12 protein-coding genes are annotated in these 14,184 nt (G+C 30.7%); 5 read left to right on the top strand and 7 right to left on the bottom strand.

What is annotated here, in order from left to right:
* Positions 1–60 precede the first annotated feature (60 nt).
* The 3 genes from ES045_RS09020 (at position 61) to cdaA (ending at position 2,658) form a co-directional block, all read left to right on the top strand.
* A complete protein-coding gene (locus ES045_RS09020) occupies positions 61–642 on the top strand; it encodes a TIGR00730 family Rossman fold protein (protein ID WP_147115658.1) in 582 nt (193 codons plus the stop codon).
* 1 nt (position 643) lies between these two features.
* Positions 644–1,465: a dihydropteroate synthase gene (gene folP / locus ES045_RS09015; protein WP_147115656.1), complete on the top strand. Its 822-nt coding sequence runs from the start codon at positions 644–646 to the stop codon at positions 1,463–1,465.
* Between the two features lie 416 nt (positions 1,466–1,881).
* Positions 1,882–2,658 (top strand): diadenylate cyclase CdaA, encoded by a 777-nt coding sequence (cdaA, locus tag ES045_RS09010; protein WP_147115654.1) that lies wholly within the window; start codon positions 1,882–1,884, stop codon positions 2,656–2,658.
* 17 nt (positions 2,659–2,675) lie between these two features.
* On the opposite strand, the gene ES045_RS09005 is transcribed toward cdaA, so the two are convergent.
* Positions 2,676–4,442 carry an ABC transporter ATP-binding protein gene (locus ES045_RS09005; protein WP_147115652.1) on the bottom strand — a complete coding sequence of 589 codons (1,767 nt, stop codon included), beginning with the start codon at positions 4,440–4,442 and terminating at the stop codon, positions 2,676–2,678.
* A 3-nt stretch (positions 4,443–4,445) separates the two neighbouring features.
* Positions 4,446–5,171: a tRNA pseudouridine(38-40) synthase TruA gene (gene truA, locus ES045_RS09000; RefSeq protein ID WP_147115650.1), complete on the bottom strand. Its 726-nt coding sequence runs from the start codon at positions 5,169–5,171 to the stop codon at positions 4,446–4,448.
* Positions 5,172–5,269: 98 nt separating this feature from the next.
* Here truA and ES045_RS08995 point away from each other — a divergent pair, with 98 nt between their 5' ends.
* Positions 5,270–5,767 carry a metallophosphoesterase family protein gene (locus ES045_RS08995; RefSeq protein WP_147115648.1) on the top strand — a complete coding sequence of 166 codons (498 nt, stop codon included), beginning with the start codon at positions 5,270–5,272 and terminating at the stop codon, positions 5,765–5,767.
* Here ES045_RS08995 and ES045_RS08990 read toward each other — a convergent pair.
* The 4 genes from ES045_RS08990 to ES045_RS08975 all read right to left on the bottom strand — a co-directional run bounded on the left by ES045_RS08990 (position 5,754) and on the right by ES045_RS08975 (position 9,827).
* A complete protein-coding gene (locus ES045_RS08990; protein ID WP_223267219.1) occupies positions 5,754–7,550 on the bottom strand; it encodes a tetratricopeptide repeat-containing sensor histidine kinase in 1,797 nt (598 codons plus the stop codon). The two genes, ES045_RS08995 and ES045_RS08990, sit on opposite strands and share 14 nt — an antisense overlap.
* Positions 7,551–7,568: 18 nt before the next feature.
* Positions 7,569–8,279, bottom strand: coding sequence for a hypothetical protein (locus ES045_RS08985; RefSeq protein WP_147115644.1), 711 nt, complete (start codon positions 8,277–8,279; stop codon positions 7,569–7,571).
* Positions 8,280–8,438: 159 nt separating this feature from the next.
* Complete coding sequence (locus ES045_RS08980) at positions 8,439–9,104, bottom strand: response regulator transcription factor (protein WP_147115642.1); 666 nt, start codon at positions 9,102–9,104, stop codon at positions 8,439–8,441.
* A gap of 291 nt (positions 9,105–9,395) precedes the next feature.
* Positions 9,396–9,827 carry a DUF4293 domain-containing protein gene (locus ES045_RS08975; protein ID WP_147115640.1) on the bottom strand — a complete coding sequence of 144 codons (432 nt, stop codon included), beginning with the start codon at positions 9,825–9,827 and terminating at the stop codon, positions 9,396–9,398.
* A 199-nt stretch (positions 9,828–10,026) separates the two neighbouring features.
* On the opposite strand from ES045_RS08975, the gene rho reads away from it, so the two are divergent.
* On the top strand, positions 10,027–11,745 hold the full coding sequence (gene rho / locus ES045_RS08970) for a transcription termination factor Rho (protein WP_147115638.1): 1,719 nt from the start codon (positions 10,027–10,029) through the stop codon (positions 11,743–11,745).
* Between the two features lie 312 nt (positions 11,746–12,057).
* Here rho and ES045_RS08965 read toward each other — a convergent pair whose 3' ends face one another.
* Positions 12,058–14,181, bottom strand: a complete 2,124-nt coding sequence (locus ES045_RS08965; RefSeq protein ID WP_147115636.1) for a peptidylprolyl isomerase — start codon at positions 14,179–14,181, stop codon at positions 12,058–12,060.
* Positions 14,182–14,184 lie beyond the last annotated feature (3 nt).

Raw genomic sequence — 14,184 nt, 5'->3', positions numbered from 1 at the left:
AAATACTAAATCCTGTATGCTTTTCATTTATTTTTGTGAAAGAATTTTAAAACCTATAAATTGAAAAGAATTGCTGTTTTTTGCGGAGCTAGTTTAGGCTTCAATCCAATATACAAAGAAGCTGCCGTAGCATTAGGAAATCATTTTGCGCATCACAAAATTGGTTTGGTGTATGGTGGAGGAAAAATTGGAATGATGGGTGCTATTGCCGACACAATTTTAGCTCATAATGGCGAAGTGATTGGGGTGATTCCGAAGTTACTGGAGAAAGAAGAAGTTGTGCATGCAGCTGTTGAAGAAATGATTGTTTGCAAAAAAATGAGTGAACGCAAAGTAATTATAAGCAAATTAGTTGATGGTTATGTTACACTTCCTGGGGGATTTGGTACGCTCGATGAATTGTTTGAAGCACTTACTTTAGGGCAATTGCATATTGAGCAAAAACCAATTGGAATTTTAAATGTAAGTGGATTTTTCGATGGAGTTTTAGTACAATTAGACAAAATGGTGTCCGAAGGTTTTTTAAAACAAGCCAATAGAGACATGCTAATTGTTGGCACTTCCGTTGAAGATTTAATGCAAAAAATGAATGACTACAAAGCACCACAAATTAGTCATGTAATTCATAAAGTAGTTCGTTAAAATGACCATAAATTGCAAAGGTACTTTAGTAGATTTAGCATCACCAAAAGTAATGGGAATCTTAAATATTACCCCAGATTCTTTTTTTGATGGTGGAAAATATAAAAACGAAGCTGGCATTTTAAATCAGGTTGAAAAAATGATTTTAGATGGTGCAACTTTTATAGATGTTGGCGCGTATTCTTCGAGACCTGGCGCAAAACATATTTCCGAAGAAGAAGAATTGCAACGAATTGTACCTGTCATCAATTTATTGATACAAAATTTTCCTGAGATCATCATTTCTGTAGATACTTTTAGAAGTAGAATAGCACAAGAAACCATAGATGCGGGTGCTGCAATTATAAACGATATTTCTGGCGGAAAAATGGACGAGAAGATGTTTGAAACTGTTGCACATTTGCAAGTTCCATATATTTTAATGCACATGTTAGGCACGCCACAAAACATGCAGAAAAATCCGGTTTATGCAGATATAACCCAAGAAATTATTTCCTTTTTTGCAGCAGAAATTCACAAATTACATCAACTTAAACTCAATGATGTTATTATAGATGTTGGTTTCGGATTTGGAAAAACCAACGCTCATAATTTTGAAATTTTGAAGAATTTAGAACTTTTTAAAAGTTTAGAAGCACCCATTTTAGCAGGAATTTCTCGTAAATCTATGTTGTACAAAACCTTAGATATTTCTGCCCAAGAAGCCTTAAATGCCACCACTTCTGCAAATACAATAGCGCTTTTAAATGGTGCAAATGTTTTACGCGTGCACGATGTAAAAGAAGCGGTAGAAGCTGTAAAAATTGTAAATCAGATTAAATAAACGTCATTGTGAGGTACGAAGTAATCTCTAGACAGTTAAAAGCACTTTTCTTAGAAGCTACTTCCTGCTTTCACTACTCGCTTTTTTTATCCTAAAAAGAGCTCAAACAAACCGTTCAATCAGGGCTAAACTTGTTTGCTTACTAATTTTATTAATTAAAAGCAGCGTATCATTTGGAAGCAAACACTTTTTAGCGATTAAGAAATCTCATATTCATCAAAACAATTACAGCTTCAGAACTATGTTAGTTTGTTAGAAGACTTTAACAATCAAACAACAGCCACAATAATTTTCGGAAAAAAATAAAACTAATCCACAATAGATACCCACTTTTAGTATCTGACGTAGAAATAAATAATTGATACAGTTCTCCTAATTATTTATTAGTATTTTAGCCTAAAATCCGTCTATTTTCTATGTTCGATTTTATTGAATTTTCTTTACTAGATATCTTAGATATTTTATTGGTGGCAACACTACTCTATTATATTTACAAACTTTTAAAAGGTACTGTAGCCATTAATATTGTAATTGGAATTGCGTTTATTTTTCTAATCTGGAAAATTACACAAGCCTTAAAAATGGAAATGCTGAGCGGTATTTTAGGTTACCTGCTTTCTGGTGGTGTTATTGCACTAATTATTGTTTTTCAACAAGAAATAAGAAAGTTCTTGTTAATGATTGGTACTACAAACTTTACCAATAAACGAAGTTTTTTAAAACAGTTAAAATTCTTACAGACAGAAATAAGTTCTGAAGTTGACACCGAAACAGTTATAGAAGCTTGCCAAAAAATGTCTAAAACTAAAACGGGTGCTTTAATTGTTATTGAAAGAACAAATACTTTAGATTTTCTGATAAATACGGGCGATAAAATGAATGCAGTTCTAAACCAAGCATTACTACAAAGTATTTTTTATAAAAATAGTCCGCTTCATGATGGTGCTTTAATTATTAGAGACAATTATATTGTGGCTACAAGAGTTATTTTACCGGTTTCTGATAGTACAAAAATTCCTGCAAGGTTTGGCCTAAGACATAGAGCTGCTATTGGTGTTTCTGAAAAAACAGATGCAGTTTGTATCTTAGTTTCAGAAGAAACTGGCGAAATTTCTTATATTAAAGATGGTGGTTTTGAATTGTACAAAGACTTTGAAGACCTAAATGAAAAGCTTAAAAAAGACTTAATGTAATGTCTTCTCAAACTATTTTAAGAAGCAACATCTAAACTAAACTGCTTGTCATACAAATTCTTATAGTAGCCATTTTTCTTTTCTAATAATTCGGAGTGTGTTCCTTCTTCAACAATTAAACCTTTATCCATTACAATAATTTTATCGGCTTGCTTAATGGTTGCTAATCTATGCGCAATTACAATTGAGGTTCTATCTTTTGTAATGGTTTCCGTAGCATATTGTATCATTTTTTCTGCATGTGCATCTACAGAAGAAGTTGCTTCGTCTAAAATTAAAATACTTGGTTTACTTACATAAGCTCTTAAAAATGCAATTAATTGTCTTTGCCCAGAAGAAAGCATTGCGCCTCTTTCTTTTACGTTATAATCATAACCTCCAGGAAGTGTCATAATAAAATCATGAATTCCTATTTGTTTTGCTGCTTTTTCTACTTCTTCCATAGAAATGGTATCATTTTTTAAAGTTATGTTGTTAAATATTGAATCTGAAAACAGAAAAACATCCTGTAAAACAACAGCAACTTGATCTCTTAAGCTTTCTAACTTATAGGTGTCTATAGCGATATCATCTACACAAATAACACCACTATCAATTTCATAAAAACGATTTAACAAGTTAATTATGGTTGATTTTCCTGCGCCAGTTGCACCAACAATAGCAACTGTTTGTCCGCTTTTAACATCTAAATTTATTCCTTTTAAGACTTCTTCCCCTTTAATATAACTAAACCTTACATCTTTAAAATTGATACTTCCTCGTAGGTTTTTTGCTTCAATTGTTCCGTTTTTAGAAATCGAACTTTCTGTATCAATAATATTAAAAACTCGTTCTCCAGAAACAATTCCCATTTGAAGTTGGTTAAATTTATCTGCAATTTGCCTTAAAGGTCTAAATAACATTTGTGCCATTTGTACAAAAGCCATAACCGTACCGGGTCCTGGAACTGCGCCACCAATTACTTGCTTACTCCCAAACCAAACAATTAAACCGATACCAATAGATGATAAAATTTCTGCAATAGGAAAGAAAATAGAAAAATACCAAATGGTTTTTATGTAGGCTATTTTGTGTTTATTGTTGATATTCTTAAAGTTATCATATTCAATTTTCTCTCGATTAAAGAGTTGAACAATTTTCATTCCTGTAACTCTTTCTTGCACAAATCCGTTTAAATTGGCTACCTGATTTCTAACTTCTTGAAAAGTAGCTTTTATTGCTTTTTGAAAAACTTTTGTTGCATATAATAAAATTGGTAAAACTGCAATTGCAATAAGTGCTAGCTTCCAATTGATAAAAAACATCACAATAATAACAGCAAACATTTGTAAAACATCACTTACAATTGTAAAAACACCACTGCTAAAAAAAGCGGCAATTGTTTCAATATCAGACACAACTCTAGTGACTAATCTACCTACAGAATTCTTGTCGAAGTAAGACATTCTAAATTGAAGAATATGTCTAAAAATCTTTGCTCTAATATCTCTAATAACATGTTGTCCTACCCAATTGGCATAATAAATAAAGGTAAACCTTAAAAGTACTTCTAGCATTAAAACACCAAACATTAATAAAACACTGTTTACTAATCCTTTAGAATCTTTATTTGTAATGTATAAATCTACGGCGTCTTTAAGAATAATAGGCGTTAACAAAGCAACACCAGCCAAAAGAATGGTAGCACTAGAAGCAATAATAAAGTTACGTTTATATCTCTTTGCAAAACTCATAAGTCTTAAAAAGATACCCATATCAAAAGCATTTCCTGTTTTATTTGCCAAAACTTAATATTTTATTTGTGTTAAAAATAATCCTTTTGCGGGTACAGATAAGCCTGCGTTACTTCTGTTTTTACTTTCTATAATTTTTCTAAACGCTTCTATTGAGATTCTGTTTAAACCAACATCTACCAAAGTACCAACTATGGCTCTTACCATATTTCTTAGAAATCTATTTGCTGAAATATGAAAGGTTAATAAATTACCTTCTTGTACCCAAAAAGCTGCAGTTACATCACAATTAAAAGTATATACATCTGTTTTTACTTTAGAAAATGTTTCAAAATCTTCATACTCCAACAATATACTTGCTGCTTCATTCATTTTAGAAACATCTAATTCCTGTGAATGAATTTGCCATGAAAAATCTAACAAAAACGGATTTCTTCCCAACCAGATTCTGTACTCATAACTTCTACTTTCTGCATTAAATCTTGCGTGCTTTTCTTCCTCTACTAAAAACACGTTGTATACAGTAATGTCATTTGGTAAAATTGAGTTCAGTTTATGAACTATATCTCCATGAATGAGTTTTTCTACATTAAAATGCGCAAACATTTGTGATGCATGAACCCCTGTATCTGTTCTTCCTGCCCCAACAACGGCTATTTTTTCTTGTAGAATTGTACTTACAGCATTATTTAATTCTTCTTGTACAGAGATAACATCTGGCTGAATTTGCCAACCATGATACTTTTTTCCGTTATAAGAAAGTTCTATAAAATATCTCAAGAAAATTGTTTTTTGTAGACCGTAAAATTACGGAATTTATTTTGTTATTAGTATTTTTGAAACTGGAAGAGACGTTAAACTTTTCCTACTCCTTTTTAATGAAGAAAATACTATTATTATCGGACACACATAGTTTTATAGATGCACAAATTTTAAAGTTTGTAAAGCAAGCAGATGAAGTTTGGCATGTAGGCGATATTGGCAACTTAGATGTTACCGATACTATTAAAAAACTTAAGCCCTTGCGTGCGGTTTATGGTAATATTGATGATCAAGATGCAAGAGCAGAATTTCCTTTAGATTTAAAATTTGAAGTTGAAAATGTAACTGTTTGGATGACGCATATTGGTGGTTATCCTAATAATTACTACAGACGAATTAAAGAAGAAATTAAAGAAAATCCACCTAAAGTTTTTATTTCTGGTCATTCTCATATATTAAAAGTACAATATGACAAGAAATTAAACTTATTACACTTAAACCCAGGTGCTGCGGGAAACCATGGTTTTCACAAAATTAGAACCATGCTAAGATTTCAATTAGAAAACGGAGAAATTAAAAATTTAGAAATCATAGAATTAGCTACCCGTGGTTAATCACTCCTTTTTCTACAATTGGTAATTCTACTGAGACAACGGTTCCTTTCCCAAGGTTAGATTCTATTAAAAACTTACCGTGCATCATTTGTATTCTAGCATCAATTTGATTTAATCCTAAACCATCTTTATTAGAGATCTCTGTTTTGTCAAATCCAATACCATCATCAGAAATTTTAAAATAAATGCTATTATTTTTCTCATAAAGTTTTATAATAGCATTTTTTGCTTTACTGTGTTTTAATATATTATTTACAAATTCTTGAATAATATTGTATATTTTTATTTCAAAATTTTGATGGTACCTTCTTATGTCAGAAATATCGGTATCAACATATAAAGCAGAATTAGAGTACTTAGAAGCCATATCTTTTAGCGCAAAGTTCAATCCGAATTTTAGTAATACCGCAGAAACCAGTGTGTGAGATAGATCTCTAATTTTTAGAGAGGCTTCTGCAATAATGCTTTGAGTTTTATCTATTTCTATTGGAACATTTCCTTTAAACTGAGATTTAGTTGCAATTAAATGAAGATTCGCAGAAGATAATAATGCACTTACACTATCATGAAGTGTTTCTGCAATTTCTTTTCGCTCAGATTCCTTACCATCTATCGTTGCATTTAAAATTCTTGTTTGAGATTCAGATTTAAGTTTTTCTATATTCTGATTTTGTAATAACTGGGTTTGAGATAATTTTAGTCCTAAATTTTTTTGTTTCAATCTATTTAAACTCAACCAGTAAAGCAACGTTATGATTATAATTGCAGCTGCAATTGCAAATTTCCAGAAAATTTCATTTTGTCGCAACCTTTTATTTTCCTCCTCTTTTTTCACGCCTTCTACATCAAAATTTGCTGTAACCTCCTCAACCATTCTTCTTACTTCCTTGTCTCTTATGCCATCTTCAATTTCATAAGAAAGCTCGAGGTTGTCATAAGCTTCATATTCTTTTAAGTTACGCATTGCCCAAGCTAAGTTGTAATATAGGTCTGCTTTTAGCCTTACGGCAGTTTGTTTATTATCATTTTTTATCAGTTCAATACCTTTTAAATATGTCTCTTTAGACTTTAAAAAATTATTAATAGATAAATAGATATTTCCCAAGTTCACGGTTGCTTTAGCTTCACTTATTTTATTATTTGTTATTTTATGAAGAATAATTGCTTTTTCAGCATATACAATAGCCTTATCAAATAACGAGTCTAATTCATATATTCCAGCTAAATTAGTGTAGGAAGCAGCTTTATATATTATTATTTCGTCATTGACACTTGCTAAGCTATCAATTTTCTCAAAATAATACTTAGCACTATCCCTTTTCATAAGTCTTTGAAATGTACTACCTATTCTTAAATAGGTTTTTGCTATATTTTTTAATGAGTAATCATTGCTTAGATTGTCTAAATATATTTTGCTGTTTAGAACTAATAAAGACTCTTTATAATAGTCTAATGCTCTTTCATGATTATTTGCTTTATCATAGATATCTGCAATAAGTGAAGTAATTTTATAAATGTTGTCCTTATTAGCATGACTTTTAGATTCATCATAAATTTTTAACGCATCCCGCAATGCTTCTATGTAACTTTCTTCTTTATACTTTTTTAAAACCTTATTATATTTTCTGATAAAAACAGAATCTATTTTAAATAGAAATACTGAAGAAGTTTCACTAGTTGAAACCTCTTCAGTACCATATCTATTATTGGGGGCAGCTTTTAATTGGTAGATATTAAAAGAAATATAAAATATGCAAAATAGTGTTTGAATTCTCTTTTTCAAATATATTTTTATTAGAAATTATAAATTTTCCCCACTTTCACCATTATCAACAGCAATTCTAGGCTTTCTTCTAGGTGTTGTTTCTTTAAAAGAATAGCCTTTAGCATTGCTATTATCAATTGTATGGTTTACAAAATCAATTTTCAATGTTAAACCAGCTATCTTAGTCAGGTTTCTAGAAAAATTTGTCTCTCCTGACTTCCCTTCTTCCAAATGAATCTCATAAGTACTCATTTCTTCATTATAAATAAAATCTACACTTACTTTATTCTTCACTTTAAAGTCTAAGTTATATGATCCATCCTCATTACTAGAAATGCTATATTCTGATAACATTCTTGGATTTATATCACTTGTTTTTGCTAAAGAAGTGTTATCATCTTCAATGGTTATATTAGAATTTCTATCTGTTCTAGTATCTATAAAACCAATACTTAATTTATTACCATTAATTAATAATTCTTCAGATTGTTTTTTACTGGTAGTATAATCTGATTTAAACAAATGAAATTCATTTGTATTTGTATCGTGATTTTTAACGATTTCTGATTTTACATTATTTTCTAAATCAAAATCAATTGAATACGCACCAGAAGCATCTCTTTTTACTTTATATGATTTTAACGAATTTGTTGTTTCTGCTTCAGGAAGTAAATTCTCATTACTAGAACATGAAGAAAACATAAATGCAGACACAATAACGAAAGATAATAATTTGATGATTTTCATAATAAAATAGGGTTTATTGAGGTTTCAAAATAGTTGATTAGGGGATTAATATGTAAGAGAAACAATGTATACAAATATCTAGTACTAATATTTGGGGGAATGCATTTAAGTTTTTTAGGGGATAGATATTTTAAATCTAAAACTTAAATAAGGGATAGGTTATACTAACTTAAACTTTACTGCATACATTGCTAATCCTACTGAATTTTTTACATTTAATTTTTTTAATAATTTTTTTCTATATGATTCTACGGTATGATGGCTTATATTCATTTTATCTGCGATCTCACCTGTACTTAATTCTTTTGTTACAAACCGTAAGACATCTTTCTCTCGCTCTGTTAAAGACTCAAACAAAAAGTCTTCTGGCATATCTCCTTTTCTTGCTCTCTGCCCAGAGATACCTTTTAACAACTCATCTTGAATGTCATTACTAAAATACTGTTCTCCATTTGCAACTGCTTTAATTGCTTTGATAATGTGCTCTCCTGCATTGTTTTTAGAGATGTAACCACTAGCTCCTAATCTTAAAACTTCTTGAACAATCTTCACATCATCATAACTAGATAAAACAATTACTTTTTGATTTATTCTTTTCTCGTAAAAATATTTTAAAACTTCAAAACCATCTAAAACTGGCATGGTGATGTCTAATATTAAAACATCTGCTTTGTTCTCCTTTTTTTTAAACCAATCAATTACTTCTTGTCCGGTTAAAGAGAAATCTCTTATCTCAATATCTTCATCAGTATTTATTACAGCGATGATACCTTCAATTAAAATTTTGTGGTCATCAGCTACGTGAACGTATATTTTTTTTCTCATTGTTTACTCTACAAATTTAAACTAGATTATTAGACTGTACAATCCCTGAAAACAGTATGTTTTTAGCATCCCTGAATTCAGGGATACGTATCCCTGAATTCAGGGATACCGAACACCTTAAATAACTGATTATTAGTTTTTTAAAAAACCCTATTTTAAACCCTTTTGGAGTTATAAAAAAAGTAATTTTTTTTTTAAAAAATATTAAAAATCTTATTTAAGGATGTAAAATAAAAAAACCGAGAATAAATCTCGGTTTCTTTTCGCACTAAATATACTAAGATGTTAGTTTTATCGCAATCTATCTACAGATTTTACAAGATCTTCATCCTTTTTAATAGCTTTATTTGCCAAAACAACAAGCAAAATAGCCAAAATTGGTATAAACATCCCAATACCTTTCTCCGAAACAGAAGCTTCTCCAGGTAACGTTAGAGATACATAAATCAATAATCCTAATAAAATAAGGTTTATCAAAATTGTTAAACGACCTACTACAAATTGTAACTTTCTATTTTTGAAAATAAAAATTGCTACAAAAGCAAAAATTGCCGATACTAAAAATAAAACAGGAATCACCTTTAAAAGGTAAGACTCACTCTTTAACAAATCTATGGCAAAAATATCTTTTCCTATAGATTCCCACAAATTAAAAACAAAAATTAAAACTCCAGAAATAAGAGAAGCTAATAATAAATATACCGATTGTATTCTTTGAATCATTTGTAATTTCTAATACTACAAAAGTAGCATATTATTTTTTAAAAAGAAAACCGTCAACTAAATAAATTTTATATATATTTGTTACATAATAACCGCACAAAAAGCTGTTTTGTAGAACTATACTTAATAGCAATATTCAAAAAAACATACAAATCTTACAAAAAGATAAGATTCATACTTTAAACTTAACAATATTAGAATGTTCGAAATCTCAGAACTAAAAGCAAAAACTCTTGCTGAATTACAGGCTATTGCCAAATCTATTGGTCTTACCAAAACTAGTCAATTAAAAAAATTAGATTTAGTATATCAAATTTTAGACACACAAGCTGCAAACCCCTTAAAAGCAAAAGCAGCTGCAACTCCTAAAAAAGAAGAAAAAGAAGTTGAAAAAACAGAAAAACCTAAACGAAAACGTGTTGTTAAAAAGGCTCAAACAGCAGAAAGTACACCAACTTTAGAGAAAACACAGACTGTAGAAAGCACAGAGGTAGTTACAGAAACTTCTCCTGTTGAAAAAACAGCGGATGCTCCTGTTACAGAAAGACCGAAACCAAACCCTAGACCTCAAAGAAAACCGCCTGTAAAAAAGCCGGCAAAAACAGAGGACAAGAAAGAAGTTGTAGTTTCTAAGCAAAAGGAGGAAAAGCAAGAACAAAAACCTGCCAATCCACCGAACAAGCCTCTACAAAACAGAAACAATCCTCCGCAGAAGAATAAAAACCAAAGCAGAGAGAAAGTTAACAATAGTAGAAGTAACGGAAATAAATCTACGAATAGATACAGAGATCCTGATTTTGAATTTGACGGAATTATAGAAAGTGAAGGTGTTTTAGAAATGATGCCAGATGGGTATGGTTTCTTACGTTCTTCAGACTATAATTACTTATCATCACCAGATGATATTTATGTTTCTCAATCTCAAATTAAATTATTTGGTTTAAAGACAGGAGATACTGTGAGAGGAAATGTTCGTCCGCCTAAAGAAGGTGAGAAATATTTTCCTTTAATTAGAGTATCAAAAATTAACGGATTGAATCCTAATATTGTTAGAGATCGCGTTTCTTTTGAACACTTAACACCATTATTTCCTCAAGAAAAATTCAATTTAGCAGAAAAAGGAAGTTCTTTATCAACCAGAATTATCGATTTGTTTTCTCCATTAGGAAAAGGGCAACGTGGTATGATTGTAGCACAACCTAAAACTGGTAAAACCATGTTGTTAAAGGATGTGGCGAATGCGATTGCAGCAAACCATCCAGAAGTGTATCAAATTGTTTTATTGATAGACGAACGACCGGAAGAAGTTACAGACATGAAACGTAATGTTCGTGGAGAAGTTGTTGCTTCAACTTTTGATGAACCTGCAGACAAACACGTAAAAGTGGCCAATATTGTTTTAGAAAAAGCAAAACGTCTAGTAGAATGCGGGCACGATGTTGTTATTCTTTTAGATTCAATTACACGTTTGGCTAGAGCTTATAATACCGTTGCACCAGCATCAGGAAAAATACTTTCTGGTGGTATCGATGCAAATGCTTTACACAAGCCAAAACGTTTCTTTGGTGCTGCAAGAAATATAGAAAATGGTGGTTCTTTAACCATTATTGCAACTGCACTTACAGAAACTGGTTCTAAAATGGACGAGGTTATCTTCGAAGAATTTAAAGGAACAGGAAACATGGAGCTTCAATTAGATAGAAATATTTCTAACAGAAGAATTTACCCAGCAATCGACTTAATTAAATCTTCTACAAGAAGAGACGATTTATTATTAGATGCGAAAACAGTGCAAAGAATGTGGGTTTTACGTAAATACTTAGCAGATATGAATCCTATAGAAGCAATGGAATTTATTAACGATCGAATTAAACTCTCTAAAAATAATGATGAATTCTTAATCTCAATGAACGGATAAGAAGTATCAATATTTTAGAACATAAAATAAGAAAACCTTTTTGAGCAATCAAGAAGGTTTTTTTTATTTAAAACTATTTTCTACTTTCACTACTCGCTTTTACCCCTCATAAAACTAGATAAAAAGGGCTTAAACAATTGACCTGTATTAAGCTGAACGAAAGGTTCAATCATAGCTATAATTGCTATAAACTAAATTAATAACTTACCAAAAGAGCCATTAAATAACTTCTTAGAAGTTGCTAAAACTGAGGCATAAAAAAATCCGTTCAAAGTTAATTGAACGGATTCCTACATTATATCTTAAAGTTTCTTAGTTAGAAACGTACATGTTTGATCTGTTATCCTCTATGTCAGAAGATTTCTTAATTGCTTCATAAATCTTGAAAGTCATTCTTTTTCTTGATTCTGCAATTTTCTTTCTATTTGCTTCATAGTTTGGTAATGCTGTTGGTAATTCTCTTTTATTTAAAATAAATGAAAACACACCTCTATTACCCTCTACGTTAGTATACAATTTATCTAATTCTGCACCATACATAGCACCTACAACTTTAGGCTCTGTACCCACACCAGATAAAGAAGAGCTTTTTAAATTTATATTACTTGCTGTACTAACTGTAGTATTGTTCGCTTTAGCAATTTCTTGTAAAGAACTTCCTTTTAATTTATCAGAAATTAAAACGGCTTTCTTTTCATTTAATAAAATTGGTCTTACCCTATTAATTGCTTTTTCAACAGACATTAAACCTTTTTTAGATTTTGCAGTTACAACCGCAACAACATAGCTTCCTTCTAAATCGAAACGATTAAAACTTCCTTTGTCTGAATCTCCTTTAAAAGCCCAAGAAACAATTTGTCTTTGGTTTCCTAAACCAGGAACATTTTCATCTAAAACTTTTAAACCAACTGCTGGTCTTAAAGTGTAATTATTTTCTTTTGCCAACGCACTGTAATCTGTAGTTTTTGAAATTGCTAAGGCAAACTGTTCTGCTTTCTGAAAGAACTCATTTTCTGTCGCTTCGGAAGGAACAATTTTTCTTGCAAAGGTTGCTAATTTTAAAACTTTTTGATTGTTTTTTGTATCGTCTACACTAATAACATGGTAACCAAAAGGAGTTTCTACAACACCTAAAGAGCCCTTTTTGTTTGAAAAAGTATAATCTCTAAAAGCAGGTGTCATTCTATTGTAATTAAACCAATCTAAATCTCCGCCTTTTGCGCCAGAACCTTTGTCTGAAGAAAAGTCTTTTGCTAAATCTGCAAATTTACTTCCACGTCTTTTAACAACTGTAAGCAAACTATCTGCTAATTGTTCTGCCTGTTCTTTTGTTCTTGTTACATCTTGAGCAGCACTTTGAGAACCAATAAAAGGAATTAAAATGTGGCTCGCTTTTACAGAGTCTGGCATTTTAGTAACTTCGGTAATTTTAGAAATTTTAAAGAAACCTTGGTCTTTATAAGGTCCAAAAACATCTCCTTCATTTCCGTTAAAAATTTTATTTGCTACAGTTTGGTTTATAGACGCATTGTATTTATAGCCTAAATCTAAATTAATATCAGAGTTATTTTCTGCTAAAAATTGTTTGTAATCTGTGGTGTTTTTAAGACCGACTCTAGAATCGTTATTTCTATCTAAAGAATTCTCAATTAATTTTGCTACATTTTGTTTAATTGCGTCTTCATCTTCGGGAGTCGCTGTGATATCAAATCTAACATAAGAAATATCTCTAGTAGCATCTACTCTAAATTGACTTTCGTTGTCTTTTATATAAGTTGCAACTTCAGATTTTTTAATTTGAACTAAACTATCTGCTATACTTGTGTATGGTACGTAAACAAACTGACCGCTTAATTTTGTGTTTTCAATTAAATATTCAGTTTCTCCTTCTTTTAAAGAAGCACCTAAACCTGCAGTAACTAACTTATTATAAGTATTTGTTTCTGCATTCTCTTTAATTTGATTCATATAGTTAGACCAAGCAGACCACATTTCTGGGTTTCCTTCTTTAGTATCTGCTAAAAAAGTCTTGAATTTTCCTTCATCAAATAAACCTGCTTCATTAAGAAACTGAGGGTTGCTATTAACAGATGGCGCATTTATTACTTCGTTCCAAACATCTTGTTCACCAACAGTAATTCCTGCTTCCTCTAATTGATTTTTATAGATTTTTTTTCTTACAATATTATCCCAAACAGCGTTTGCTGCTTGCATTTCAGAAACTCTACTTCCTGCTTGTTGCTTATATAAATCTATCGCTTTTGCAAACTCTTGCGTAGAAATAGTTTCTCCGTTTACTTCACCAACTTCATTTACCTTACTTGAACTAAAGAAATCACCTAATGTAGATGGGTCTAATACAAAAGCAAAAAGTGCTAAACCAATTATAATTATTAAGAACATTGAGCGTTCTCTAATTTTTGATAAAATTGCCATACG

The organism is Polaribacter sp. IC073, from assembly GCF_007997075.1.
Taxonomy (GTDB): domain Bacteria; phylum Bacteroidota; class Bacteroidia; order Flavobacteriales; family Flavobacteriaceae; genus Polaribacter.
Note: the sequence above shows the minus strand (reverse complement) of the source record. Positions and strands in the feature narration are given on the sequence as shown.

What these genes read in the sequence shown, in the direction of transcription:
- folP (WP_147115656.1), top strand. Translation starts at nt 644, where the DNA reads ATGACCATAAATTGCAAAGGTACTTTAGTAGATTTAGCATCACCAAAA.
- cdaA (WP_147115654.1), top strand. Translation starts at nt 1,882, where the DNA reads ATGTTCGATTTTATTGAATTTTCTTTACTAGATATCTTAGATATTTTA.
- ES045_RS08995 (WP_147115648.1), top strand. Translation starts at nt 5,270, where the DNA reads ATGAAGAAAATACTATTATTATCGGACACACATAGTTTTATAGATGCA.
- ES045_RS08985 (WP_147115644.1), bottom strand. Translation starts at nt 8,279, where the DNA reads ATGAAAATCATCAAATTATTATCTTTCGTTATTGTGTCTGCATTTATG.
- ES045_RS08980 (WP_147115642.1), bottom strand. Translation starts at nt 9,104, where the DNA reads ATGAGAAAAAAAATATACGTTCACGTAGCTGATGACCACAAAATTTTA.
- ES045_RS08975 (WP_147115640.1), bottom strand. Translation starts at nt 9,827, where the DNA reads ATGATTCAAAGAATACAATCGGTATATTTATTATTAGCTTCTCTTATT.
- rho (WP_147115638.1), top strand. Translation starts at nt 10,027, where the DNA reads ATGTTCGAAATCTCAGAACTAAAAGCAAAAACTCTTGCTGAATTACAG.
- ES045_RS08965 (WP_147115636.1), bottom strand. Translation starts at nt 14,181, where the DNA reads ATGGCAATTTTATCAAAAATTAGAGAACGCTCAATGTTCTTAATAATT.